Source organism: Streptococcus sp. SG1, assembly GCF_030439935.1.
Classification (GTDB): domain Bacteria; phylum Bacillota; class Bacilli; order Lactobacillales; family Streptococcaceae; genus Streptococcus; species Streptococcus gordonii.
Map to the genome: position 1 here is coordinate 279,068 of NZ_JAQFJC010000001.1, position 25,495 is coordinate 304,562.

General features: G+C 41.0%; 22 protein-coding genes and 1 pseudogene. 5 read left to right on the plus strand and 18 right to left on the minus strand.

Going from position 1 to position 25,495, the window contains the following annotated elements:
• Positions 1-7 precede the first annotated feature (7 nt).
• The 4 genes from PCY06_RS01355 to pnp form a co-directional block, all read right to left on the minus strand.
• Positions 8-772: a nucleoside phosphorylase gene (locus PCY06_RS01355; RefSeq protein ID WP_061596146.1), complete on the minus strand. Its 765-nt coding sequence runs from the start codon at positions 770-772 to the stop codon at positions 8-10.
• Positions 773-785: 13 nt separating this feature from the next.
• On the minus strand, positions 786-1,004 hold the full coding sequence (locus tag PCY06_RS01360) for a YdeI/OmpD-associated family protein (protein ID WP_060976207.1): 219 nt from the start codon (positions 1,002-1,004) through the stop codon (positions 786-788).
• A 30-nt stretch (positions 1,005-1,034) separates the two neighbouring features.
• On the minus strand, positions 1,035-1,652 hold the full coding sequence (gene cysE, locus PCY06_RS01365) for a serine O-acetyltransferase (RefSeq protein ID WP_061596147.1): 618 nt from the start codon (positions 1,650-1,652) through the stop codon (positions 1,035-1,037).
• Positions 1,653-1,738: 86 nt separating this feature from the next.
• Positions 1,739-3,937: a polyribonucleotide nucleotidyltransferase gene (gene pnp / locus PCY06_RS01370; protein ID WP_105165083.1), complete on the minus strand. Its 2,199-nt coding sequence runs from the start codon at positions 3,935-3,937 to the stop codon at positions 1,739-1,741.
• 520 nt (positions 3,938-4,457) lie between these two features.
• Here pnp and PCY06_RS01375 point away from each other — a divergent pair.
• The 3 genes from PCY06_RS01375 (at position 4,458) to PCY06_RS01385 (ending at position 8,752) form a co-directional block, all read left to right on the plus strand.
• On the plus strand, positions 4,458-5,819 hold the full coding sequence (locus PCY06_RS01375; protein WP_082307209.1) for an MFS transporter: 1,362 nt from the start codon (positions 4,458-4,460) through the stop codon (positions 5,817-5,819).
• A 116-nt stretch (positions 5,820-5,935) separates the two neighbouring features.
• Positions 5,936-7,732 carry an oligoendopeptidase F gene (gene pepF / locus PCY06_RS01380; protein WP_082307210.1) on the plus strand — a complete coding sequence of 599 codons (1,797 nt, stop codon included), beginning with the start codon at positions 5,936-5,938 and terminating at the stop codon, positions 7,730-7,732.
• Between the two features lie 168 nt (positions 7,733-7,900).
• Positions 7,901-8,752: a hypothetical protein gene (locus tag PCY06_RS01385; protein ID WP_061596150.1), complete on the plus strand. Its 852-nt coding sequence runs from the start codon at positions 7,901-7,903 to the stop codon at positions 8,750-8,752.
• Between the two features lie 326 nt (positions 8,753-9,078).
• Here the strand turns inward: PCY06_RS01385 and PCY06_RS01390 are convergent, their stop codons facing one another.
• On the minus strand, positions 9,079-10,029 hold the full coding sequence (locus tag PCY06_RS01390; protein WP_061596151.1) for a hypothetical protein: 951 nt from the start codon (positions 10,027-10,029) through the stop codon (positions 9,079-9,081).
• Between the two features lie 424 nt (positions 10,030-10,453).
• On the opposite strand from PCY06_RS01390, the gene PCY06_RS01395 reads away from it, so the two are divergent.
• A complete protein-coding gene (locus tag PCY06_RS01395; protein ID WP_061584614.1) occupies positions 10,454-11,122 on the plus strand; it encodes an MIP/aquaporin family protein in 669 nt (222 codons plus the stop codon).
• Positions 11,123-11,221: 99 nt separating this feature from the next.
• On the opposite strand, the gene trxA is transcribed toward PCY06_RS01395, so the two are convergent.
• The 3 genes from trxA to PCY06_RS01410 all read right to left on the minus strand — a co-directional run bounded on the left by trxA (position 11,222) and on the right by PCY06_RS01410 (position 12,375).
• Positions 11,222-11,536, minus strand: a complete 315-nt coding sequence (trxA, locus tag PCY06_RS01400) for a thioredoxin (RefSeq protein WP_048777345.1) — start codon at positions 11,534-11,536, stop codon at positions 11,222-11,224.
• A gap of 15 nt (positions 11,537-11,551) precedes the next feature.
• Positions 11,552-11,773 carry a DUF4649 family protein gene (locus PCY06_RS01405; RefSeq protein WP_008808355.1) on the minus strand — a complete coding sequence of 74 codons (222 nt, stop codon included), beginning with the start codon at positions 11,771-11,773 and terminating at the stop codon, positions 11,552-11,554.
• Between the two features lie 188 nt (positions 11,774-11,961).
• Positions 11,962-12,375: a YjdF family protein gene (locus PCY06_RS01410; RefSeq protein ID WP_008808354.1), complete on the minus strand. Its 414-nt coding sequence runs from the start codon at positions 12,373-12,375 to the stop codon at positions 11,962-11,964.
• A gap of 286 nt (positions 12,376-12,661) precedes the next feature.
• Here PCY06_RS01410 and PCY06_RS01415 point away from each other — a divergent pair, with 286 nt between their 5' ends.
• A complete protein-coding gene (locus tag PCY06_RS01415; protein ID WP_061596152.1) occupies positions 12,662-13,588 on the plus strand; it encodes a S9 family peptidase in 927 nt (308 codons plus the stop codon).
• A gap of 500 nt (positions 13,589-14,088) precedes the next feature.
• Here the strand turns inward: PCY06_RS01415 and rpsO are convergent, their stop codons facing one another.
• The 10 genes and pseudogenes from rpsO to PCY06_RS01465 form a co-directional block, all read right to left on the minus strand.
• Positions 14,089-14,358 carry a 30S ribosomal protein S15 gene (rpsO, locus tag PCY06_RS01420; RefSeq protein ID WP_001018251.1) on the minus strand — a complete coding sequence of 90 codons (270 nt, stop codon included), beginning with the start codon at positions 14,356-14,358 and terminating at the stop codon, positions 14,089-14,091.
• 227 nt (positions 14,359-14,585) lie between these two features.
• Positions 14,586-15,971, minus strand: coding sequence for a DUF4832 domain-containing protein (locus PCY06_RS01425; RefSeq protein WP_105165084.1), 1,386 nt, complete (start codon positions 15,969-15,971; stop codon positions 14,586-14,588).
• Between the two features lie 16 nt (positions 15,972-15,987).
• Positions 15,988-16,659 (minus strand): DUF4956 domain-containing protein, encoded by a 672-nt coding sequence (locus PCY06_RS01430; protein ID WP_045505526.1) that lies wholly within the window; start codon positions 16,657-16,659, stop codon positions 15,988-15,990.
• A gap of 18 nt (positions 16,660-16,677) precedes the next feature.
• Entirely contained in the window at positions 16,678-17,412 is a 735-nt protein-coding gene (locus PCY06_RS01435) for a polyphosphate polymerase domain-containing protein (protein ID WP_185758161.1), read from the minus strand.
• Positions 17,399-19,174 (minus strand): CotH kinase family protein, encoded by a 1,776-nt coding sequence (locus PCY06_RS01440; RefSeq protein ID WP_048777349.1) that lies wholly within the window; start codon positions 19,172-19,174, stop codon positions 17,399-17,401. Before PCY06_RS01440 ends, PCY06_RS01435 begins: the two co-directional genes overlap by 14 nt.
• Complete coding sequence (pelG, locus tag PCY06_RS01445) at positions 19,167-20,612, minus strand: exopolysaccharide Pel transporter PelG (protein WP_061595675.1); 1,446 nt, start codon at positions 20,610-20,612, stop codon at positions 19,167-19,169. The genes PCY06_RS01440 and pelG overlap by 8 nt, the downstream gene beginning before the upstream one ends.
• A complete protein-coding gene (gene pelF, locus PCY06_RS01450; RefSeq protein ID WP_061596153.1) occupies positions 20,612-22,012 on the minus strand; it encodes a GT4 family glycosyltransferase PelF in 1,401 nt (466 codons plus the stop codon). Before pelF ends, pelG begins: the two co-directional genes overlap by 1 nt.
• 20 nt (positions 22,013-22,032) lie before the next feature.
• Complete coding sequence (locus tag PCY06_RS01455) at positions 22,033-23,862, minus strand: DUF2194 domain-containing protein (RefSeq protein ID WP_125399866.1); 1,830 nt, start codon at positions 23,860-23,862, stop codon at positions 22,033-22,035.
• A gap of 9 nt (positions 23,863-23,871) precedes the next feature.
• Positions 23,872-24,771 (minus strand): hypothetical protein, encoded by a 900-nt coding sequence (locus tag PCY06_RS01460; protein ID WP_125399864.1) that lies wholly within the window; start codon positions 24,769-24,771, stop codon positions 23,872-23,874.
• Between the two features lies 1 nt (position 24,772).
• A pseudogene (locus PCY06_RS01465) lies at positions 24,773-25,495 on the minus strand (hypothetical protein); the annotation flags it as partial.

Sequence of the window (25,495 nt, forward strand, 5' to 3'; positions counted from 1 at the left end):
CTTGTAGTTACCTTTCTAGTTCCTTTGCTATTGTCAAAGCGATAGTGAAAAAAGTCATGGCATCAGCTGTCCGCTCTTCATGGCGGGCATCCCAGGTTCTGTTATGATGATCCACATAGTCAGCTGTGTAGAAGAACTGATAGACTTTACTCTTGCGAAATTGACTCCAAGCCATGATAGCTGAAGCTTCCATATCCACCACTTGTGCACCAGCAGCCAAGCGACGCTTGACCTTATCAGGCGTTTCTCGATAAAAGGCGTCAGTCGTCCAAGACTTGGTGCGGATATGCTCGATATTGTGCTTGTCAAAGATGGCTTCCAGCTCGATCAGCAGAGACTCGTCATAGGCTACTTCATCACCCGGTGGGGCATAGTGATAGCTAGTCCCTTCATCTCGCAAAGCAGCAGCTGGCAGGATGATCTTATCCGCCTCAATTGAGTGGTCCAAAACGCCACAGGAAGCTAGAATGATGAAATTCGTGAAGCCTCTGGCCGCTAACTCCTCCAGTTGGCCAACTATCATGGGAGCCCCAATTGGAGACAACATAACTGCTAGCTTGCTAGGTCCTTGGCCATAAATATACCATGGATGCTGGCCGTTTATGCTTTTCAAATAGCCTCCCTGATAGACTTCCTCTGACTCAACCAAACGTTTCAGAATTTCGCCATTAAAGGACAGGATGATGGTTTCGCATACCTCACCCTTGTCATGGACTGGCTTTTCAGTTGGCTCAATAACCGCTGCTACATCTTCAAATTCCTCTAATAGCATAACTTCTCTTTCTTTAAGGCTCCAGCAAATCCGCCTTCATTTTATTTAGACGGCGCAGTTTGGTCTCATCTTTTTTGGCTTCACTGATATAATGAGCCCATTCTTGCTGGTGGCTAGGTGGCAGTTTAATAAAGCGCTCCTTAGCAAGACCATCCAAGTGTTCTTGTAACTCAAGGACTGCCTGGTTCAAAATTGCATCTGATAAATCTGACATGTCGGTTCCTCCTGTCATACTCCACTTCGATAACTTTGCTACCCTTTCCTAGAGACTTGACGAATGGTGGCTGGCTTCACGGGCATGCTCTAACTTGTCTAGATAGTATTCCCGTTTCTCCTCTACTTCGTGAATGGTTGGCTCATCTTTCTCACCGTGGACACGGACAATTTTAGCTGGAACTCCGACCACCGTCACATCACTAGGCACATCAGATACAACCACTGCACCCGCCCCAACTTTGGCTTTCTCTCCAATTTCAATAGGGCCAATCACCTGAGCGTGGGCCGAAATCAGCGCCCCTTTTCGGACAGTCGGATGACGTTTGCCCGTATCTTTTCCTGTACCACCTAAGGTAACACCGTGGTATAGCATAGCCCCCTTCTCCACAACAGCTGTCTCTCCAATCACTAGGCCACTGCCATGGTCAATAAAGACACCTGATTCAATCTGGGCTCCAGGGTGAATCTCTATCTGAGTCCAAAAGCGCCAGAATTGACTGTGCATTCTTGCTAATAGCTTGAACCCACGCCTCCACAAAAAATGAGAAAGACGATGAGCTGCCAAGGCTTTAATCCCTGGATAAGTCAAGAGGACTTCCAGAGAATTTCGAGCTGCTGGATCATTTTCTTTTACAATATCAATGGTTTCTTTCCACCACCCCATCTTCTTCTCCTTTCATGATGTAAAAAACAAGGGAGCTGGCCCAAGAATTGCAACGCAACTGAGCCCTACTACTCCTTGTTTGTCTTTTATTCTTCTGTTTGAGCAAGAGGTGCTTCTTCATGTTTCTTATGAGGATGCCCCTTACCATGATGCTTATCATGGTGCTTGTCTGATTTTTCAGGTTTAGGCGGACGTGGCAAAAGTGCTTTCATGGAAGCATCTACCCGACCTTTGGCATCAATCTTGATAACCTTAACATCCACTTCATCACCGATTTGTACAACATCTTCGACGTTGTTGGTCCGAGTCCAAGCTAACTCTGAGATGTGAACCAGTGCATCCGTCTTGTCAAAGAGATTGACAAAGGCACCGAATTTCTCAATCCGAACAACCTTGGCATGGTAAACTTCATCCACTTTTGCTTCGCGGACCAAGCCAGCAATGATTTCCTTAGCACGATTGATCGCGTCTTGGTCGCTGGAGTAGATGGATACATTTCCTTCTTCATCAATGTCAATCTTAACACCAGTCTCAGCGATAATCTTATCAATGGTTTCACCGCCTTTACCGATGACAATCTTAATCTTGTCCACATCAATCTTGATAGTGTCGATTTTCGGAGCAGTTGGAGCCAACTCAGGACGTGGAGCTGGAATTGTCGCTTCAATCAAGTCCAGAATTTCAAAGCGGGCTTTCTTAGCCTGAGCAAGAGCTTCTGTCAGGATTTCCGCTGTAATTCCTTCAATCTTGATATCCATTTGGAGAGCGGTAATCCCGTCACGAGTACCAGCCACCTTAAAGTCCATATCACCAAAATGGTCTTCCAAACCTTGAATGTCCGTCAGAACCGTGTAGTTGCTGCCATCTGAAATCAAGCCCATAGCAATACCAGCAACCGGAGCCTTAATCGGCACACCACCAGCCATCAGAGCCAAAGTGCCTGCACAGATAGAGGCTTGGGAGGAAGAACCGTTTGATTCCAAGACTTCTGCTACCAGACGGATAGCATAAGGAAACTCTTCCAAGCTAGGCAAGACTTGCTCCAAGGCACGTTCCCCAAGAGCACCGTGTCCGATTTCACGACGACCAGGAGCACCATAACGGCCTGTCTCTCCGACAGAATATTGCGGGAAATTATAGTGGTGCATGAAGCGTTTCTTGTATTCTGGATCCAAACCGTCAACGATTTGCGTTTCGCCCATTGGTGCTAGAGTCAGAACAGACAAGGCTTGGGTTTGCCCACGAGTAAAGAGACCAGAACCATGCACGCGCGGCAGATAATCTACTTCCGCATCCAGCGGACGGATTTCATCAACCTTACGACCGTCAGGACGGACCTTATCTTCGGTAATCAAACGGCGCACTTCAGCATGCTCCATTTGCTCCAAGATTTCAGCCACATCACGCATGATACGGTCGAATTCTTCGTGGTCTGCGTATTTCTCTTCATAAACTGCTGTGACTTGGTCTTTGACAGCCTGAGTCGCTGCTTCACGCGCCAGCTTTTCTTCTACCTGAACAGCCTTTTGCAAGTCGCTGTTATAGGCTGCGATAATCTCTGCCTGCAACTCTTCATCAACGTGCAGCAATTCTACTTCTGCTTTTTCCTTGCCGACTGCTGCGACAATTTCTTCCTGGAAGGCAATCAATTTTTTGACTGCTTCATGCCCTTTGAGAAGAGCTTCCAACATGACATCTTCAGACAGCTCCTTAGCTCCAGACTCTACCATGTTGATAGCCTCTTTGGTACCAGCCACTGTCAGTTCCAAAAGCGAAACTTCTTTTTGTTCCTTGCTAGGGTTGATGATGAATTCACCATCTACATAGCCAACCTGAACTCCTGCGATAGGGCCATTAAAAGGAATATCTGAGATAGAAAGAGCCAGAGAGCTACCGAACATAGCAGCCATTTGAGGCGAAGCATCTTCGTCATAAGAAAGAACTGTATTGATAACCTGAACTTCATTGCGGAAACCTTCTGCAAACATGGGACGAATCGGGCGGTCAATCAAGCGGGCAGTCAAAGTCGCATCTGTTGACGGACGGCCTTCGCGCTTGTTAAAACCACCAGGATATTTCCCAGCCGCATACATTTTTTCCTCATAGTTGACCTGCAACGGGAAAAAGTCACCAGTAGCCATCTTTTTGGACATGGTTGCCGCAGTTAAAACGGTACTTTCTCCATATCGAACAACGGCGCTGCCATTTGCCTGCTTTGCAACCTGTCCGGTTTCAACTACCAGCTCACGGCCTGCAAAAATAGTTTTAAAAACTTGTTTTGTCATAAAGACTCCTTGCCGAGCACATGCTCAAATTTTTTCATACGCCTTGGCTACAAAGATCAAGATATTAAGCCCGTCAAAAGCAAAGTAAACATAGGAAAGCGAGCGACGGAGCGACTGCTCCTAGATGGATTTATCTTTTTCCACAGAGTTGTAGGCGGGTTCAATTCTCAAGATATTAAGCCCTTAAGCAACTCATAGGACGTGTTCAGTGAGCACTTTGACTTTAATATCATGGTCTCAGTAGCTTATTATATCCTCATCTTTGTATCAAGCACGTATAGACCTTATTTTACCACAATTTCAGGCAAAAGAAAAAGGCTGAAAATGGCTTTTTTCTATAAAAGTACTGAAAACCTATTTTTCTTTTCTATAGCTGATTATAGTCAACTGTCAGAGTTCGTTTTTCCCTTTTCGATTCGTCAAACAAGATGGCGGTATAGCCACTATTCACTTTTCAAAGAGGATTTCTTGCTTTATAATAAATACAGTAACTCATTTCAAACATATAAAGGAGACAATCGTGCCAAATCATCAAACAGTTGAAAAGAAAGATTTTTTCTCGCTCCTTGCAACAGCCTTAGTCTGCTTTGCAGGCATCTTATCTGAAACCAGTATGAACGTAACCTTCCCGCATCTAAGTAAGGTCTTTGGCTTAGGATTGGGAACACTGCAATGGATTACGACAGGGTATTTGTTAGCAGTGGCTATTACAATTACTTTAGGAGCGACCCTAGCCCACAATTGGAAAGAGAGAACCATCCTCTTTACCGCTTTGGCCAACTTTTGCCTGGGCACACTGATTGCCATGTTGGCTTCAAGCTTTCCCATCTTGATGATAGGGAGAATCCTACAAGGAGGAGCTACTGGATTAGCCATTCCTTTGCTCTTTAACTTGATTGTTGAGCGTGTTCCTAAGCAAAAAATCGGAACCTATATGGGCTTGTCTGGGATGGTGGTCAGCCTAGCACCAGCAATTGGCCCGACTTACGGTGGTTTTATGATTAGTCGTTTTGACTGGCATATGATTTATACCTTTATTCTTCCTGTCCCAATCATTTCCTTTATTCTTGGCTTTTTCTTTTTAAGAAATTCCGAGAAGTCTAGGAAACGCATCTTTGATCTTCTCTCATTTCTCCTCTTAGCAAGCTCACTCGTCTTTGCCATTGTAGCTATCTCTAGCTTAGAAGAAGGACATATCGATTGGCTCTATCTTGTTCTCTGCATAGTGCCACTAGCTTGCTTCATCTATCGGAGCTTGAAAATCGATCATCCATTCCTAGATATTCGTATCTTAAAGCAACCAACAGTCTTATTGGCTATTTTGCCCTTCTTCATTTTTCAATTTATCAACCTATCGGCCAATTTTCTGATTCCCAACTTCCTAGTCATAGAAAAAGACATTTCAACCGCTCAGGCAGGCTTTGCACTGCTTCCAGGAACCATGCTCGGAGCCTTCCTATCTCCTGCCTTTGGCAAACTCTATGATACAAAAGGACCGAAACTAACCCTTTTTACAGGCAATTCACTTCTTTTCCTAGCTGTCCTCTTGCTCCTTCTCTTCACAAAAGAACTCACCTTAACAGCTGTTATTGCGATTTATATTTGCTTTACCTTGGGGCGAAACATGGCTTTTAATAACACACTAGCTCTAGCCACGACTCAAGTTGATAAAGGAAAGACTGCAGATACGACCGCGCTCTTTCAGCTAGCCCAGACCTTTGCGGGCGCTATAGGTACTGCAGTTACAGCTGTCATCGCCAACCAAGCTCCCAATATGACAAAAGGAACTCAAAACGTCTTCACCCTTTTATTGGGCTTGGTTCTCTTCGTCTTCTTGTCTTATCTACTGCTTTTTAAAAGGATTGCAGCAAAGAAAAATTGACTTTTATCCTTGACCTGATAAACACTTAAAAAATACTGACTTATCCTTCCTCCCCCAAAGACATTTTGGGGGATTTTTTGCTATACTATTTCTATATATGACAAAAGGAGTATACTATGGAACAAAAACATCGTTCTGAATTTCCAGAAAATGAACTCTGGGACCTAACGGCCCTTTACCAAGACCAAGAGGACTTCCTCCGGGCCATCGAGAAGGCAAGAGAGGATATCAAAAAATTCGTCCGTGATTACCAAGGCAAGCTCAGCACTTTCGAAGATTTTGAACAGGCATTTGCTGAGTTAGAGCAGATTTATATCCAAATCAGCCACATCGGCAACTACGGCTTTATGCCACAGACCACTGACTTTGGTGACGAGAGCTTTGCGCAGATTGCCCAAGCAGCTATGGAGTTTGAGACCGATGCCAATGTCGCACTCAGCTTCTTTGACGACGCCCTGGTCGGTGCAGATGAAGCTATCTTAGAAAAACTGGGCCAAGAGCCCCATCTGACTTCAGCTATCCGCCAAGCTAAAATCAAAAAAGCCCACTATCTGGGAGCAGATGTCGAAAAAGCTCTGACTAATCTGGGCGAAGTCTTCTACAGTCCTCAGGATATTTACACTAAGATGCGGGCTGGCGACTTTGCTATGGCTGACTTTGAAGTGGACGGCAAAGTATACAAAAACAGCTTTGTCACCTATGAGAATTTCTACCAAAACCATGAAAACGCAGAAATTCGCGAAAAATCTTTCCGCTCTTTCTCTGAAGGCCTTCGTAAGCACCAAAATGCTGCTGCAGCTGCCTATCTGGCTCAGGTCAAGTCTGAAAAACTACTGGCTGACATGAAGGGCTATGACTCTGTCTTTGACTACCTACTAGCTGAGCAAGAAGTTGATCGCTCTATGTTTGACCGGCAGATTGACTTGATCATGAGCGAATTTGCCCCAGTAGCTCAAAAATACCTCAAGCATGTCGCTAAGGTAAACGGACTTGAAAAAATGACCTTTGCCGACTGGAAGCTGGACTTGGACAGCGAACTCAATCCCGAAGTCAGCATCGATGATGCCTACGACCTAGTCATGAAGTCAGTCGAGCCACTCGGACAAGAGTATTGTCAAGAAGTTGCCCGCTATAAGGAAGAACGCTGGGTCGACTTTGCGGCCAATGCGGGAAAAGACTCTGGAGGCTATGCTGCGGATCCTTATCGGGTTCACCCTTATGTCCTCATGAGCTGGACTGGTCGCATGAGCGATGTCTATACTCTGATTCACGAGATTGGCCACTCCGGTCAGTTTATCTTCTCTGACAATCACCAAAGCTATTTCAACGCCCACATGTCCACCTACTATGTGGAAGCTCCGTCTACCTTTAATGAGCTCCTGCTCAGCGATTATCTGGAGCGCCAATTTGATAACCCACGCCAGAAACGCTTTGCCCTAGCTCACCGTCTGACGGATACTTACTTCCACAACTTCATCACCCACTTGCTGGAAGCTGCCTTCCAACGCAAGGTCTATACTTTGATTGAAGAAGGCGGAACCTTCGGCGCAAGCAAACTCAACGCTATCATGAAAGAAGTCTTGACGGACTTCTGGGGCGATGCCGTTGAAATTGACGACGATGCTGCCTTAACTTGGATGCGCCAAGCCCACTACTACATGGGACTCTACAGCTATACTTACTCCGCAGGCTTGGTCATCTCTACCGCTGGCTACCTACATCTGAAAAATGACGAAAATGGCGCCCGTGACTGGCTTGAGCTGCTCAAATCTGGCGGCAGCAAGACTCCACTTGAGTCAGCTATGATTATCGGAGCAGATATTTCGACAGACAAACCACTCCGCGACACCATCCAGTTCTTGTCCGACACAGTCGATCAAATTATTGCCTACAGCGAAGAGTTGGGGGAGTAAGACTATATATTTAGAATCAGACTTGGATTATTCATCTGGGTCTGATTTTTAGTTCTTTTAAAGAACAAAATCAAATCTATATTTTAAAATTTTACAAAAATATCTATTGAAAACGCTTCCTTTTTGTGATATGATGTCCTTGGATATATATCCGAAGGGAGAAAAATTATGAAAAATTTTTTTGAAAAGCAGACCTTGAAGAAAATATTGCTTGTTCTGGCAGTTCTCTTCATCATCATTCTTGCACCAATCACCATGCCATTGATGTTCCTAGGAGGATGCTTTGGTATTTGGCGCTTCTCTAAACGAAAACCGAATATTCGAAAGCGCAATATCGCCATTGCTGTCACTATTGTCGGAATACTAGGAACCTATGCAGTAGGGAAGTTAACTCCTGATGTTATTAAAGAGCAGACAGAACAAAGTCAGGTAACAAAATTTACATCTAATAGTTCCTCGACTAGCTCATCGTCATCACAAACTAGTAGCTCTACAGCATCTAGCAGTAAAAAAGAAAAAGAAAAACAAGAGAAAGAACGTAAAGAAAAAGAGCTAAAGGAAGCTCAGAAACAAAAGCAGGAAGAAGAGAAAAAAGCTCGCGAGGAACAAGCACGTAAAGAAGCAGAGACTAAGAAAATTGTTGAAGAAGCCAATCAGGCTGTCCAACAGCTTGAAAATAATCAGGTCGCAGACAATATTTCTCCGGCACAGGTAGCGGTCGAACGCGTTGCAGATCCAACTACAAAATCTAACTTGACGGATCGCATTGGACGAGTGCAAAATGCAATTAACCAACGGGCTGAAGAAGCACGCCTTGCAGAGGAAGCACGCCAAGAAACTGCAAGACTGGCAGCAGAACAGCAACAAACAAGAACTGTTTATGTCGCTCGAAACGGAACTGCAGATGTATATTGGTATAGTATGGAGAATATGCCATCAAATACACGTTTTGATAGAGTCGTGTCAATGACTGAAGCTGATGCCATTGCCTCTGGAAAAAGACACACAAGTAAAGAATAATATAAAAAAATGCACAAGAAAAATTTTCCCTTTATCTATTTCGTCCTCAAGGCAATATGTATATGCTTAACCACTTCGCGACACCATTTAATTATTGTCGGATACAGATGATCTGATTATTGCCTTTAGCGAAGAGGTTGGAAAATAAAAGCTTTTACCTATGATGGATTTAAGAGTATTTATCATCTAAAACCAGACTACACAAAAAATCACCTGAAACGGGTGATTTTTTTGCAATTTAGAAAAATTCCATCTACTAAATGTCCAACTAGCAAGAGGTTGGAGTATGCGGGTTCGAAGAGTCCATTCAAGACTCTGGTAGCAGCTTATTCGAATTTACCTTTATTAGCTTCATTCGCTGGTTTCATATTGATTTGTAAAAGATTAGCGATATTTTCTTTATCTATCTTAGCATTTCCTTTACTATCAACCTTAATTGCCAAATAATGAGTACTAGTGTCATAATAATCCATTCCCTGTAAATTCACATAGTTATCTGCTTTAAAATCTAGAGCAGCTAACTGGTAGACAAATCGAATAATCAAGCCTTTAGAATAGTTGGTTTCAACAACCTTATTGTGTTCATCTATCAAGCCTTGGAAGAATTCTTGATTATCCTGATGATAAGATGCCTTAACCTCGTACTGATAGACATCTACAGATGGAGCCTTAAATTTCAAATAGACCATATCGCCTTCTACTTTGTAATCTTCAAGAGTGTATGCTCCAGCTTTTCCCAAGGCATTAGTGTTTACCTTGAAAAACATTGGCGCGTATACCTTGAGTGGGTAACTTTCTCCCTTATACTTAAAAACTGTATCCTTTGAAAAAGTTGCATAACGTTCAGACAATACAGGAGCTATGACATCATTCCATAACTTATCAAAAAATTCTTCTTGATTGCTAGCGCCTCTTGATTTTAAAACCAAATCGAAATTCTTTTGATTAACAAAAACAGCATCTACTAATTTCAAAGCCGCTTGTACCTTGGGATTGGTAATCTCCTTTTTCTTTTTTTCAAGATCGTCAGCCGCCTTTTTAACACCATCTAAGGTTGTAGTGACTTCCTTTCCACTATTTGTTTCAACATACGTTTTCTCATAGGAAACAGGGCCAACTTTTGCATTCCAATCAAATGATGCAGCAGGTCCAGTCACATCTGTCTTGTGATATAATGCATTTTTAGCAGTATCAGTCGATTTAGACGAACATCCAACAAGAGCAACTGCTAAAGTTATTAAACTTACTAAGAAATAAATTCTTATCTTCTTTCTCATACTATTCTCCTTTTCTAATAATGATTCTTACCTACCATCTAGTATACCATGACAAAACTTATCTTAATGACTTTTTATATAAATAAATTCTAAAATATTATAAAAAATATAGTTTCTATTCCCTTCTTGTTTGAAACTTAGCTTCTTTTTAATCGCTAAACATAAAGTCACTTGTTTGCTCTAAAGTCAAGCAGTGTTGTGTTTTGTCCATTTTTAAATTTCAAATCTTGTCTATTAAAATGATAGCACTAAATAAAGCAAAGGGTCCTTCTCAAAACGAGTTGAGAAAATCTATTCAATCTTTTCAATACTAAGGATAAGCTAGTCGTTTTATGATTTTCAAAAAATTTTCAAGTCACTTTTCTTGAATCCGATTACTTCTTTTGATAGACTAGTGCTTAGTTTTAGAAAAAGGAGACAGAAAATGAAAAAGTTTTTTGCTGAATTAATCGGTACATTCATGCTTGTGTTTGTAGGAACAGGCGCAGTTGTTTTTGGTAATGGTGTAGAGGGCCTTGGTCATCTTGGAATTGCCCTTGCCTTTGGTTTGTCAATCGTTGCTGCTGCTTACTCTATCGGTACGATTTCCGGAGCTCACCTCAATCCTGCAGTATCTATTGCTATGTTTGCAAACAAGCGTTTATCGTCTAAGGATCTTGTCAACTACATCCTTGCACAAGTTCTTGGGGCTTTTATTGCTTCAGCGACAGTATACTTCCTCTTGGCTAACTCAGGTATGCCAACTGCCAGCCTAGGTGAAAATGCCTTGGCAAATGGTGTAACCGTCTTTGGTGGCTTCTTATTTGAAGTCATTGCAACCTTCTTGTTTGTCTTGGTTATCATGACTGTAACTTCTTCAAGCAAAGGGAACAGCTCTATCGCTGGTCTTGTAATTGCTTTGACTTTGGTAGTGATGATCTTGGTTGGTCTCAATATCACTGGCCTCTCAGTTAATCCAGCTCGTAGCTTGGCTCCAGCTCTTCTTGTAGGTGGTGTAGCCTTGCAACAAGTTTGGATCTTCATCTTGGCACCAATTGTTGGTGGCCTTCTTGCAGCTGTAGTTGCCAAAACCCTTCTTGGAACAGAAGAATAATCGAAAATAAAAAGAGCCTTGCTCCTTATCTTGAGGAACAGGGCTTTTTCTTTAAAAATTAAAATACACTCCCATTTTACTCACAGGAGTGTATTGATTTTAACTCAATTCAGCAACGATAGCCTTGATTTGTTCTGCAGTATGAACACCTGCAACTTGTTTAACCACTTGGCCATCCTTTTTAAATAGAAGTGTTGGAATAGACATAATTCCAAAGGATCGAGCTGTCAGTGGATTTTCATCCACATCTATTTTGACAATTTTAAGTTTATCTTCTGAAAATTCTTCCGACAGTCTATCTAGCACTGGCCCTTGCATTCGACAAGGTCCACACCATGTCGCCCAAAAATCAACTAAAACTAAGCCATTCTTTGTTTCTTGCTCAAATGTTGCATCTGTAATTGCTTTTACCATTATTTTTATCTCCTTTTAATCAAACTTTGTCAAATCCTGCTTCATCAGGAAAAAGAATACATCGCCATAAGTCCCATGATAATCCAAATCGTGCCCATTATAGGTCAGTTTCTGAACCGGATAATAATCCGCAACCCCAATCAAGCAGGCCTGCTGAGACTGTTCAAATGCTTGATAGGACTCAAAGGTCATCTTGCGTTCTTGCTTGACAGCATCCAAATAAGTAATTTCAATCATAACTTCTCCTTTTTCAAATTACTCTTGTAATTTTTTATTTTACGATTATATTGTAACCATCTTTATTACATCTGTCAAATGAAACGACTCAGAGAAATTCATTCACTTTTAAAGTTACTCACTGATTGCCTAGCAAATGAAAAAGCCTCCCATCGGAAGACTTTTTATGTAAATAAGAAAAAGCATGATCAATGCCCCTTGTGTTTTTCCAATCGTTTTTGCTGTTTGAGTTCGAATTTCCTTTGCTTAGCCAGTTCTTTCTGCTGCTTGCGCTTGACTTGAGCGATTTTCTTTTGCTCTTCAAATTGCAGCTTCAGCGCTTCCTGGGACTTTGAAGACCGTGAAGCCATCTGCTCCTTTTTAGCCTGTCTCTGCAAGCGTTTGGGACTGATGGACTTAGCCTTCTCCTTCACCCTGATGCTAGGACTAAACTGCAATCGATGATAATAACGGTTTAGAAAATCCAACAGCTCCTGCATACTTGGCTCTGCGCCAAAGGTGACTCGGCAAACTCTATAAGACTGAGCATGTTCCCGCTCGAAAAGACCGTGCCAAAATCCCTCTTCAAAATAGACTGTCAGCGTCATTGAAATCTTATCCATGACAGCACCTCCTTTAAAAATCCCTAAGAATGGACAACCAAGGAGGAAGGTTACTGACAAAAATAGACTTTTTGCGTCTGGACTACCAACCAGAACTGTGTTTTTATCTTAGTAGCTACAGTCTAGCAAGATTTTCTAAAAAATTCAAGATTATCGGAATCTCGCCGAGATGACTAAATTGGATTTTCTTGCATGAAATCTAGAAAAGTCAAAAACAAGAACTCTCTCTCCTTGTAAAATAACTTCATTTCCGCTATAATACTACAAATACTGAAAGGAGAGAACTATGAAGTATATTTGGGCTTTCTTAGCAACCTTGGGCTTAACCGGACTTGTACTTTTCTTCTACTTGTCCCAAACCAAACCAATTCATACTCCTCCTAAGCGCGAAAGTACACAAACAGCTTCTAGTGAGAAGAGTGACAAGCAACCGACTCCGACAGAAGATATCGTGTCTGAAGACTATAGTGTTTCATACGACGACAAGCAGCTATACGGAAAGATTACTGCTCCTCGTGACTACAAGAGTAAAAAATTACCGACTATTGTTATTGCACATGGATTAAACAACACCCTTGAGCAATATGAAATGTACAGCCAGCTGTTGGCAAAGCAAGGTTATCTGGTTTACAGTTTTGATTTCTACGGAGGCAGCCGTCGTTCTAAAAGTGGCGGGCAGGATATGCTGAATATGTCGGTCAAGACCGAACTCACAGACTTGACCCAAGTCATGGAAAAGCTGAGTTCTGAGGCCTTTGTAGATAAGAGTAAAATGAGCTTATTCGGTGCTAGTCAAGGTGGGGTTGTTGCTAGTCTCTACGCAGCTTCTTATCCAGATCGTGTGCACAAGCTCCTGCTTATCTTTCCAGCATTCGTTCTTTTTGACGATGCCAAGGAGACCTATCATGAGCTAGGGAGTCCTGACTTCGACCAACTTCCCGATAACCTGACAAACCACAATGTTACTCTAGGGAAGATTTATCTAATTGATGCTTTAGGTATTGACATCCAATCTGAGCTGTCCAAAATTACAGCTCCGACTCTGATTATCCATGGCACTGATGATGCAGTCGTTCCCTACCAGTATGCGGTTGAAGCCAGTCAGACGATTCCAAATGCAGAGCTAGTCACTGTAGAAGGTGGGGAGCATGGCATCGACGAAAGATTTGCTATCACTGCCGCTCCTGCCATCCAAAAATTCTTGAAAGAGTAAATTTGCTGATAAAAAAAGTTCTTCTAAAATTATGGAAGAACTTTTTATTTGGAAAAATTAGAAGAATTAGACTAGGAAACGACATTTGAACATCTTAAAACGAATTAAGGGGAAAGGCGAATAATCGTGCTCCGAAACCCAGAAAACTGTTTTGAGCTCGGGCTAAAATCCTAGTGAAAATAAAAAATCTCCCCGAAGGGAGATCATTCTGGTTTATTTTACCTTACAGTGCTAGGAACCGTAACCGAAGATAATACTTGAGTATATCAAGGTAAGGTGACGGAACAGAAAAAGCTCCCTGAAGTCAGAGAGCCAATTTGAGCTCGGGTTAAAATCCATGAAAAAAGCTACCCAATTTAGAGTAGCTTCATTATCAAGATGTGCTCAATTGAACACGGCCTAAGCACTTGGCAAAAAAGATATAATCTCCTCGAAACTGAAGTTTCTTCGTCAATTTTCCTATTTTTGCTTTGTGCTTTTGACGGCCTTTGTATCTTGAATTAACGACGAAGTCCTAGAGAGTTGATCAACTCACGGTAACGGTTAACGTCGTTTTTACGCAAGTATGCAAGCAAGTTACGACGGCGACCGATTTTCTTCATCAATCCACGGTAAGTAGCGTGGTCTTTTTTGTGTTGTTTGATGTGTTCGTTAAGGTGGTTGATTTCCCAAGTAAGGACAGCAACTTGAACCTCTACTGAACCTGTATCACCTTCGTGACGCGCATATTGTGCAATGATTTCATTTTTTTTCTCTTTTGAGATTGCCATGATATACTCCTTTTCTTTACGCTTCATCCGAGTGGCAGGTTTGGCATGGCCTGCAACCAAGAAGAAGTTATTTGTCTTTACGACATTCTTATTCTACCAAGAAGGACCAGCTTTGTCAAATCATCCTACTTTAAATCGTCTTGGTCATTGATTAATCAACCTTAGTCACATAGTTCCCGGAAATTAGCTAAAAAAGAAGTGCTGCAATAGGCAGAGCACTTCTTTTTTTATTCATCAGTTGCAGCATCATATAGAGTCAGAACAGTCTGGTCTTCTTGACCTTCATTTGCAAAACGAATAGATGGCTGGTTTGTTAAAGGAGAGATAATTCCTATAGCAACCTTATAGCCCTTATCCTTACTCATCAGATTAGAAGTTGAAAGTGAGACTTCAAGCTCTTCCTCTTTATCTGGCAGAAGCTTGGTCAAATCAAGAGAAAGTTTCTTAGTTTCTACAATCTCCCCTGATTTATCAAGAACATAAATCTTAGTGTCCCAATTCCGATAAAAAGGAGCCACTCCTTTGTTTGCTAAAGTAAGAGTAAGCTTGGTTTCATCACCTTGTGACTTCAAGGACGCTGAAGGAACCCAGAATCTATAACCCATGTTTTTCAAGACTTCGTTATAGCCCGTATCATCCTTCTCATCAAGTACCTCAGCAATCTTAGGTCCCAAGAAGCTTGTATGCGATTGTTGAACTTCTTTAATCGTTTGTTCTAAATTATTCTTGAGAATGTTTTTCATGCTCACTGCACTAGTAAACTCACCACCAATCGGTGCAGTTTGCCAGGCGTCAGGCATCGCTACAAGGCCATCCTTCGCTTCTTCCTGGTCATAGTCGCCACCAGATTTTATCCAATCCAGCCAAACCTTAGTGCTTTCTTTCTCTCCTACCATATCATTATAAAGGCCGAAGCCATGCTTCTTCGCAGCCACAAAAGGACGACGCATTAAAATATTGGCTTTGGGAAAAGCTTGAGTCCATGGAGTGATAAATTTTTCACGGACTGCTGCTTCTGGTAATTTTCTGATGTTTACCTCATCATTGACGTGCCATTCTCCCCAATGGCCGAGAACCCCAAGCTGAATAAAGGCAATTTGCCCACTTTTAGCCCAGCGCTCTCCCATAGCAGCAACAGCTTTTTGATAATAAGAAATCAAGGTTTTATCTGAATAATTAGGAGAAAAGCCTTTTCCATAGTCAGACTCATAGTGGTCCCCTGGATCAGACATTTCTTTTATGAGCCAAGAAGGAATATCTTCATGAGAAGTACCGGAAGGATAGTCTAAGACAAAGCGTAGAACAATATACTTTCCTTCCTTTTTCCAGCGTTCCATCTGGTTGTTTTCTTCTATCTTTTCCCAATCATATACACCCTTTTGGGCTTCTAATTCTTTCCAAGTGACATCCATATATACCAGTTGAACATCGTCAGAAAGCTCCGATTCCTCTGCGGATGGTGCATAGCCCATCAAGGGATTTGGAATTGCCTCTTCAGAGTAGGTAAAAGTACGGTTTACTTGTTTTTTATTATTCAAGGAAGTTAAGAAAAAACTACCAAAAATCGTGGCTACTACTAAAATAATTAAACTGTATCGCAACTTTTTATTCATTCCATTTCCAATCATGCTATCCGTGATACTCACCGTTATATTGGATAAGAGTCACGTCTGAAACCTGTTCAATATTCCGAATGCGTTCTACAAATGTGAAATCGTCTTTTTTGCAGAGGACTTCAACTGCCATTTCAACAGCATCTCCTCTAAGGGTCTTGGATTTCACAAAGTACTTGATCTTACCAAAAGATTGGATGATGCGGTCTCCTGTTTCATCTCCTTGGTAATGAATAATGAGAATGAAGACCCTACCTTGGTGCTGCATCCGACTAAAAATGAGTAGCATTGCAAAAATAACAACAGCTGTCACAATGGCTAAGATATACATACCTGCTCCAACTGTGATTCCTGTGGTGATGGCCCAGAACAAATATAGCAGGTCCATGGGATCTTTTACAGCCGTCCGGTAGCGCACAATGGAAAGGGCACCGACCATCCCCAAAGAGATAACAACGTTGGTACTAATTGCCAAAGTAACCATGGCTGTTAAGATCGACATCCCAATCAAGGTCATGGCAAAACTTCTTGAATAGACTACTCCAGTGAAAAATCGCTGATAAACAAAGTAAATAAAAGCTCCTAATGCGATTGCTAATAAAAGAGTGGCAAGAATTTTTACAGCATTTTGGGAAGTAAAATTCTCAGATTTTAATATTGATTTTTTAATCATATCTTGAACACTCATTCTTTTCTCCTATCTCTCCTAATAATCTGTGTCAAACCAGTACTCAAAATCATGCAAATATCTTGTCTTTTCATAGCAAAGAACGTATTTTGATACCGCGATAAACTCTGAAGCCCCGGGGGGAATAATATCTTTGATAATCTGCGGTTGCATCTCTGTATATTTCACCTCAAAAACCAACTTGCCTTCCGGAAGAACTGGTATAGTCGGTAAGTTCTGGTCAAATATATCATAGCTACCAACAGCTGCTCGAACATTTGAATCAAAGGTCAAGCGTACTGTCCCTGCATCGTAAACCCACGGTTCCCGCTCGTAGTCAACAATTACACGGGGACGCATAACATTTGTCACACATTCAAAATAAAATTCCCGACAAAGAGGGTGGGGACTATGGAGTAGAAACCCATAGTCGCCTTCAATAATTTTTTCCACCTCTTCTCGTGTTAAAGGTGCTGCTTCCTTATAGATATAATTTTCAAACTTTTTCTTTCTTTCCAACTTGATGCTACGATCGCTAAAATTATAAATTCTAATTCGATATTTCTTTCGCATCAAAATCCCTGCAGCCTTTTCCTCATAACTACTATTCCAGTAATCATCAAAATAAAGACTGCGAATGGTGTACCCTCCGTTTTGAGCATGTCTATCCAAATTTAGAATAGACTCAAACCGTTGGGTCAGTAAGGCTTTTTCTTTTAAACCGATGAGATATTTCGCTTCATGGCGAAACTGCTCCTTTTTATCTGTTTTCATAAGTGTCAACCTTGATTCCCCCATCTTCCATTACATAGAAGCCTGAGACACCAAATTGTTTGGTAGTGTCTGTCCGATAGTAGTCAAAGGCCGCTTGTGAATTACCTGTTTCATTTGTAGCGAAAATTCGGATAAAGTATTGCCCCTTAGGTAAACGGTCTGTCTTAATGCTGAGCTCCTTGATCCCCTTCTTATCTAGTATTTTCTCTTTGAAGCTTGGATCCTTGGCAAGTTCTACGTGATAGGTAATCTCTTGATTATTAAAATCATAAGATGGTAGCCATCTTAAGACTAGTTTCTTTCCTTCTACTTTAGGTTGGTCAATGTAGAATGGCTGAGGCGATTGCAGACTCTTCTTATAATCATGATAATTTTCTTCTACTTCTTTTGGTAGAGCATCCAAGACCTGATTATACTGGTCCTCATTAAAATACAAATGACCCAAATCTGGCATACGAGACAGATATGGTTTTACTATTTTAGCATAATTCTTACTCAAATCGCCAATATTTTCTGGTTTCAGCTGATTTTTATATAACTCATCAACTGTTCTTTCCAAACCAGTTCTGAATCTTTCTGATTTGAGCAAGCGTTGGAACAAGTGATTTCCCCAGTAGTTGCTGACACCGTATTGCCAACTATTTTCTCCCAATGCATCTGGCTTACGAATTGCATACTCACTTTTGTGTAGGGAATCGTCCAAGTCCCAAGGTAAGATATACCAGCGTGTCCCATTCTTTGGACTGTAGAGGAACATGTTCCGGTTTTGACTGTCAATATTGCCCATCAAAATCTGAAAGGCCATCCAGTACTGGACATTTTGCGCATCAAAATATTTTTCTAGGAACTCATCACTTGAGACTGACTCATCGTTTAGTTTATCCAACATGTCAATAAGCTTGGTATGGTCCTTGTCTCCTTTAACCTCTAAACGAGACTCGAATTTTTTCTTATCAAATTTAGGATCATCTTCTTTTCGAATAGCATCAGGCTCTCTGTAGAATTCGAAATTATTAATCTTATAAAGGTGACCGCTTTGGTCAAGATCATGAGCTTCAAGAGCCGTCTTATTTAACTGTTCAACTTGCGTGTAGATGCCGTAATCTTCAAACCCCTTCGATTCTTCTCCTGTCTCATCTTTGACATAGAGATGGATAAATTGGGTACGTAGTCCTACAATTTGCGGAATTCCTTCTATTAGCTTAAAAGCTAGCTTATTACGGAAACGCAGATAGTCATAGGGATGCTTATTCAGGTTAATAGTCCGTTGGCCTTCCCATCTTCCCTTGCTCCTTTTTATCTCAACCTTATAATTCTTTTGACTGGCTCTACTAGAGCTCTGCCCACGGATCTGAACCGTAGCATTGGGAACTTCTTCTCCAAAACCGAACTGTCCTGACTCAGGTCCTTTTTCATTGCCCACTTGAAGGAGACCTTCGACTTGATAGCGTTTCACACCCATTTTTTCATAGTCATAAGCTGAATATTGGTTGACTTCACTCCAAGAATGATTGGTGTTTTCGACTGTATTCCCCCGTCTAACAGTCAAATACATGGTAATCACATCCGGATCCCCTTGGTTATACAAGGTTTCTTTGTCATAAAGATGCAAGTCATTAATATTTTGCACCTTTTCCTTCTTCACCTTTTGGGTCACTTTGTCTTTTCCAGTATTTCCTGTGTTATCAAAAACTGCTAAAAGAATAAAGGCGAGGGACATCAATCCAAAGACTAGTAGAAATTTACCCCACTTATTATTCATCATTTCTCCTCGCTTCCAACGTATTATACAGCTTAGTAAAGAATCCTACTTCTTCACGTGAAACGACATCCTGACTTCCTAAAACACGATAAGGAAGATCTTTGGTATATTCAGTCAAACGAGCACTTGTTGTTAAGTAAAGTATTAATGAAGCTAATAAAAAGCCATAACCGATAAAAGATGTATCCATAAACTGAGTCAGAATACTAAAGATAACTGAAATTCCTGCAAACCACTTGGCACAATCCTTAGCACCCTCATAGTCTACAAAATAAAGAAGTAAGAGTAAGTTAACATTTCCTACAGCATAAAGCCCGTAGCCCAAACAAAGGGTCTGAAAATAGCCTTTCATCTGACTATTAAAGCCTAGGGGTAGAACCCCCAACAAAACTATCCCCACAAACATCGCTAGCAAGGTTGCTAAGAGTTGCTTCCAAGATAAATATTTCAATTCATTTCGGAGAGTCCGAAGCATATCCACTTCCGTCTGGTTGATTTTATCAACACTTCCGACCCCATCGTACAGCTGGTAATATTTCCTAAATTTCGGATAAAATACAACTTCTACCGAAACCACAAAGCTCACTGTTGACACCAAGGTTACGAGATAGGCTAACATAGCTGACACATCATAGACAGGAGCCGTACGAAAAAGCCCTCCAATCCCTTTGCTCAATGGTCCGAACCAGTTAATCACAATATGGGCAAAGAGCCCAATAAAAAGATAGATTCCAACCTTAAAAAGATTGAAATATTCATCAAACCAGATCAGAAACTCGAAATTGGCCTCATAGCTTTTCGGAAAATACCGATACATTATGCGAATCATTTGAATTAGGATATATGCATAAGCGATACAGGTACTCAGAAGCAAACCATAAGGGATCGACAAGGATAAAGCGAGGAATCCTGCTCCAAGCGTAATCAGGATCGCCATTGCAAATGTTTTTAAGATACTGCGATAGTCTTTAACAGCTGTTAGGTAATTGACAGCATGCCAAATCAAGCATAATTCACTAAACAGTAGCAAATTTAAAACAATCTCCAGCAAGGGAATGCCTGATAAGAATAAGAACAAGCCGTAAGACACAAAGCCAATCCCCAACATCATGGCACCAGAAGAAAAGTATGAGGGCAGAACCCTTTCAAACTTTTCTTCATAGAGCATATCGGAGACATAGCGGGTCACAACCATAGAAAAAATATTGGTAATGGCTAAGGAAGCTAAGATTGAGTAGGAAATCAACCCCAACAGATGGTCGCGTTCGCTGTTGCCAAAACGACCAAAAACACTGAGATAAACAACTGCAAGAATCAGTAAAATCCCAAGAATCATCGGTCCAACATAAATAATGCCTGCATAGCCATATGCTTTTTGCTTGGCCAGGAAGCTTCCCTTATTATATACCTTTCTTAGTTCAAATCCCAATCCTGCCATTACTTCACATACTCCTTATACATTTGTCTATATTGGTCAATCATTTGATCATATTGGTAATATAGCTCGGCTCGTTTTTTAGCAGTTTTCCCCATCACCAGCCTTTCTTCTTCCACAGAAGCCATCCGTAGCATAGCATCAGCTAGGCCACTTAGATCAGTAGGGGGGACACAATACCCTGCTGGTCCCAAATTATCGTCTTCTCTTCCCTCCAGCAATTCTCTGCAGCAACCAACGTCTGTCGTTACACACGCTTTTCCAGCTGCCATTGCTTCTAGGACAGAAAGAGGTTGTCCCTCAGAAATACTGGTTAAAATCATAAAATCCATTCTTTTGAGGTATTCTTTGATGTCAACCCGGCCGGTAAAAATCAGGTTATCTAGCTTCAATTTTCGAACTAGATCATAACATTCATTAGCATACGCTTTATCATCTACACCTCCCATAACATAGAGACGCACATTAGGCATTTGGGCAGACACTTCATAAAAGGCATAAATCATGGTTTTAATATCCTTTATTGGAGCCATTCGGACCGCTGCACCAATGTTGATAAAGCCATCCCCCTCATGAGGAATTGTTGAAAAAGCTTCGTAATCAATTCCATTTGAAATGACTCGACACTTTTCTGGATCACAACCCATTTCTATCTGAATTTCTCTAGCTTTTGAAAATAGGCTGGTAATACAGTCTGCTTTTGAATAGACAGCATCTGAAAGAGTATAGAAAAAATCAATCCATTGTTTTCGCATGGACGGCAAAATCCAATCTGCTCGGATGATCTCTTCCTCACGCTCCCGTGTATAAATCCCGTGCTCAGTCAAAAGAAGGGGTTTCTTTGTCCGAACGCTCGCTAGTGTGGCCAAGATGCCACCATATCCTGTCGAAATTGCATGATATGCATCTGCAATCGGAATATCACTAGATAAAAGGGTCAAAAGCGGAAAAAGCATGGAGCGGATGGTATGAAACACATCCGACATTGGCTGCATGGCGTATCTTTCCGTACACAATTGCTGGATCATTTGGAAAAATTCTTCGCTAGCTAAGAAGCTATCCCGCTGGATTTTTCCATCTTGAAGCAAGTTAAAAATCAAAGACCAATCTGGTTTTGCGCAAAAAACTAATTGTTTTAGGGCTTCGTATTCTGCATCTGTTAAATCTCCAGATTCCTTATTCCCTACTTCTGATCCAGCTAGACTATCTAGGAAAACCTCTCGAACTTCTACTACATTAGGAGGAAATTCGTAGACGAATTGGCCTTTCTTTTCCTCGTTCGCCCCTATCACCCACACGATAAACTCGTGTTCTTTCATCTCGGTGATATACTGATGCATCCAAGTAGATACACCTCCGTGAACATAGGGATAAGAACCTTCTAAAACCAAACAAATTCTCATTTTTCTTTTCTCTTCTATGTTTATTTGACCTCAATAGATACTTTGGTTGATGTTGCTTCCAGCAGGTAGAGATTACCTGTTAAATGTTCTAGTTTGCCACCCTTGACTTTTCCAGGCTCGCCCTCGTTTAATCGAATCATTACGTAAGCTTGATTATGGAAGTTTCCAAGTTCTAGCTCTAGGCCTGTATCTGTTCGATTCTGATTAATGGTTAAGATGGCATAGCGTTGGACTGCTCCAGCCATTTCAGAACCCGTCAGGCGTCGAATATTTGGAACAACTTTATATAGGCTCTCAATTTCATTTTGGAAATCTTTATAGAGTTTGGACCAGCCTAGTTTCGCACCTCGATCTTCATCCATGACATCGTCAGGATGAAGGAAATGAGTAGTGACATAGTGCATGTTTAACTCAGAAAATACGGTCAATTTTGAATAGGCATCCCATGAAGCACCCGAAACAATCCGGGGTTGTTCAATCATGCCATCATCTGCCACTTCAAATTCCTGTGAATAGGTGAATTTGCCTGGGAAATAATTACTAGCAATACTCTTGATTTCTGGGAATTTTTCTCGTAGAACTTCCCTTCCTTCTTTAGATAGAACGTTTGAAGGCGGGATATAAATCGACTTTTCCCCCTTTGGAAAGAGTTCTTTCGTAAAGCGGAGCAGTTCACTGATTGCAGAAGCCATAGCTTTCTTATCTTTCCAAGTTTTATAGGTTGGGAATTCATCACCATAGTCAACTCCCTTAGGTGTTAAAGGCTGGTGATTATAACCATGGTAACTGATCTCGCCTCCATTAGCCAAAAGTGACTTACCAAAATATTTAAATCGGTCTACGTCTTTTTGGCTATGAACATTTCCTGATGTGTCGTCCTCATAATTTTCGATGACCCCGCCTGTATACTTAATTCCGTAAGTTTCAGCCAGCTTCAACAAATCAGGCCACCAGATATTAGTATAAAAGTCTGAGATGCTCATGTTATAGTCACGTTTAATATAAGTCGCATCTCCTGCAGGGACTGGAGATGGGAAGTCATCTAGGTAAAAAGTTGTCCCATTAATAACTGGATAAGCTGTTGCGGACGTCATCAAGCTATAGGAAGCTGCATAGAGGCCACGTACTGCCCTTTCATAAATGCCAAAATTATCAACTACAAACTTTCCTTGACCATGTTTCTTTTCCCAGACCAAAGGAGTTTTTGCCTCATCATCTGTCCAGGCGTGAACTTTGGCATCGGATGATAGTGTAACTGCCCAAGCAGAATGGAAAGCCCCGTCGATGGCATAGCTTTTCCCACCACCAATCATAAAATCTTTATCAATATAAATTTTCTTAACATAAGCATTTTCAAAACTAGAACTTGAAACGCCTAATTTTTGTTCGATTTCTGTTAGTTTGCTGTCCTTGGAGAGGGTTACAGCAAAGAGAACATTTCCTCCCTGCTCAACCCAATCCACCATCTCAAGCGCCTTATCACCCATGCCTTCCAAATCGCTCAGAAGCACAACTACTTTTTTATAATCAGAAAAAATAGGAATCGTCTCTTTTGAAATATCAACCAAGCGATACCCCATTCTCATATCTTTGAGAATCTGAGTAAATTGCTCTTTTGCCCTTCGACTTGTATCATTGTTTTCATCATAAAGAACCAGATTATCCTGAGCTAAGCTGTCAAATACGGCATTAGACGAAGGGGCATTTTTTAGATAAATGTTTTTTTCAGGATTAACTGTATATTGTTCACCACTCTTTTGAATCCACAAAACTGCAGATAACAAAAGAAAGATTACAATTACAATAATGGATTCTTTTGAATATAAGATTTTTCTTTTTTTCTTTGTCATCTTAAAAACCTACGATTGCCAGAAAGCGAGGCGTTCTCGATTCGCTTTAGAAATATAAATAGAACCATTTTTGATAGCTTCTACCAATTCTTCTAACCTTTCTCCCTGTCTCGTTTCAAAATAATATCTGAGATAGAGCATATAAATCTCTTCTTGTTGAGGCCATTTTTGAGAAATAGTATTCAAGTATTTTTCAACACTTTCATATCGCTTCAACAAGAGTTCATTCTCTATCAATTTCACATAATCAGAAAGTTGCTCTTTTTGTTGAAGTTTCTTTTCTAAGAGATGGGAATAATCTTTCCGCAAGACCTCTTCCATCCGCTTAGTCACTAGATTCTTTTGCAGGTATGCTGCTAAAACTGCACAGTATTCTGCTAGAATCCGGTAATCCGAAGGATTTTCCTGGTACTTTTTATCCAGTGTCTGGAGACGGATATCATATTGTCGAGATATTTCCGCAATCAAGGTCGTCGCATAATGCACAACCTCTGTATCCTCATCCTGACGAGCTAGGAACAATAAGTCAATAAACTTAGCTGGAGCCCGACTGACTATTTCCACCAACATCCACCGAGAAACTTCTTTGTCTTGCAAGACAAGAGCTTCTTCTAGAGGGATAATTTCTTCAACGTGATCATAGGCACTTTCAACCCTGCTCATTTTCTGAGTGTCATCTACGTCAAACCATTCTTCGAAATCACCTTGAACCAGCGAAAGGTCAGATTCATCCTTTTGAACAGAACGATTCAAGCCCCAAAGTAAGATATAACCTAAAAAGGGTAGAGCAATAGGAAAGACTATGTAAAAGAGAGGCAGCTGCATCCGTTTAGTTTTTAATAAGATAAACGAATACGCGCATAAAGCTAGGTCTAAAAAGACACAAAAACTAGTAATCATCCATTCCATTTTAGTTTCCTTGCCTCATTTCGCCGGGACTGCTATGCGTGGTCAGGCCAGAATCTTTATTCATGCTAGAGAAGACTTGATAATAACCGGCCTTGTCTACCATAGACGCTGTCAGTTCACTTACCATCTGTAGGAAATGAAGTTTTGAGAAAGTCAATTGATCATAAGAAACTTCGTCGACCCATATCAGATAATGAAGCCCAGAAGCACTTTTCATTTCTACTGCAAAAACAGGATAGTCTGGAAGCATTTTTTTGTTAATCCAAACCGCTTCTTTTTCCAAACCTTCTTTCAACTGAGGATAGAGCTCTATCTTAAAGTTAGAAAAAGGAGACAAAGGATAAAAATGAACTTCATCAGTTGAAAATTCTTCTCCAATGATTTTTTCAGCTTCAGCAATCACTTCTTCAACTGTTTTCTTATTTAAACGTTTGTGAACAGCGTATAGTTGACTGTTGCCATTGCTACTGCTCACTACTTTTTGAACTAGTGCATCTCGATCATGAGCCGCATCTTCATATGAAAGAGTCAAAAAGTCATTTTGCTCATTCAACAACTGATTTTCTTTTTCCAGCAATTCCTTCTCATCTTGGTATTTCATCTGGATAATACCACAAATAAGAGCCACGAAGATATAGGCGGCAAATGGAAGCCATCTATCGGTGTTATATACAATTGATTGCCACTTATTACCTGCTGCTATGCTCGTTACAAACAAGCCTAA

Excerpts from the sequence above, each read along its gene's own strand:
- PCY06_RS01390 (WP_061596151.1), bottom strand. The coding sequence starts at position 10,029 with ATGAGAAAGAAGATAAGAATTTATTTCTTAGTAAGTTTAATAACTTTA.
- pelG (WP_061595675.1), bottom strand. The coding sequence starts at position 20,612 with ATGGCAGGATTGGGATTTGAACTAAGAAAGGTATATAATAAGGGAAGC.
- PCY06_RS01355 (WP_061596146.1), bottom strand. The coding sequence starts at position 772 with ATGCTATTAGAGGAATTTGAAGATGTAGCAGCGGTTATTGAGCCAACT.
- pelF (WP_061596153.1), bottom strand. The coding sequence starts at position 22,012 with ATGAGAATTTGTTTGGTTTTAGAAGGTTCTTATCCCTATGTTCACGGA.
- PCY06_RS01430 (WP_045505526.1), bottom strand. The coding sequence starts at position 16,659 with ATGAGTGTTCAAGATATGATTAAAAAATCAATATTAAAATCTGAGAAT.
- rpsO (WP_001018251.1), bottom strand. The coding sequence starts at position 14,358 with ATGGCAATCTCAAAAGAGAAAAAAAATGAAATCATTGCACAATATGCG.
- PCY06_RS01410 (WP_008808354.1), bottom strand. The coding sequence starts at position 12,375 with ATGGATAAGATTTCAATGACGCTGACAGTCTATTTTGAAGAGGGATTT.
- pepF (WP_082307210.1), top strand. The coding sequence starts at position 5,936 with ATGGAACAAAAACATCGTTCTGAATTTCCAGAAAATGAACTCTGGGAC.
- PCY06_RS01435 (WP_185758161.1), bottom strand. The coding sequence starts at position 17,412 with ATGAAAACAGATAAAAAGGAGCAGTTTCGCCATGAAGCGAAATATCTC.
- PCY06_RS01415 (WP_061596152.1), top strand. The coding sequence starts at position 12,662 with ATGAAGTATATTTGGGCTTTCTTAGCAACCTTGGGCTTAACCGGACTT.
- PCY06_RS01395 (WP_061584614.1), top strand. The coding sequence starts at position 10,454 with ATGAAAAAGTTTTTTGCTGAATTAATCGGTACATTCATGCTTGTGTTT.
- PCY06_RS01425 (WP_105165084.1), bottom strand. The coding sequence starts at position 15,971 with ATGAATAAAAAGTTGCGATACAGTTTAATTATTTTAGTAGTAGCCACG.
- trxA (WP_048777345.1), bottom strand. The coding sequence starts at position 11,536 with ATGGTAAAAGCAATTACAGATGCAACATTTGAGCAAGAAACAAAGAAT.
- cysE (WP_061596147.1), bottom strand. The coding sequence starts at position 1,652 with ATGGGGTGGTGGAAAGAAACCATTGATATTGTAAAAGAAAATGATCCA.
- PCY06_RS01405 (WP_008808355.1), bottom strand. The coding sequence starts at position 11,773 with ATGATTGAAATTACTTATTTGGATGCTGTCAAGCAAGAACGCAAGATG.
- PCY06_RS01385 (WP_061596150.1), top strand. The coding sequence starts at position 7,901 with ATGAAAAATTTTTTTGAAAAGCAGACCTTGAAGAAAATATTGCTTGTT.
- PCY06_RS01440 (WP_048777349.1), bottom strand. The coding sequence starts at position 19,174 with ATGAATAATAAGTGGGGTAAATTTCTACTAGTCTTTGGATTGATGTCC.
- PCY06_RS01455 (WP_125399866.1), bottom strand. The coding sequence starts at position 23,862 with ATGACAAAGAAAAAAAGAAAAATCTTATATTCAAAAGAATCCATTATT.
- pnp (WP_105165083.1), bottom strand. The coding sequence starts at position 3,937 with ATGACAAAACAAGTTTTTAAAACTATTTTTGCAGGCCGTGAGCTGGTA.
- PCY06_RS01360 (WP_060976207.1), bottom strand. The coding sequence starts at position 1,004 with ATGACAGGAGGAACCGACATGTCAGATTTATCAGATGCAATTTTGAAC.
- PCY06_RS01460 (WP_125399864.1), bottom strand. The coding sequence starts at position 24,771 with ATGGAATGGATGATTACTAGTTTTTGTGTCTTTTTAGACCTAGCTTTA.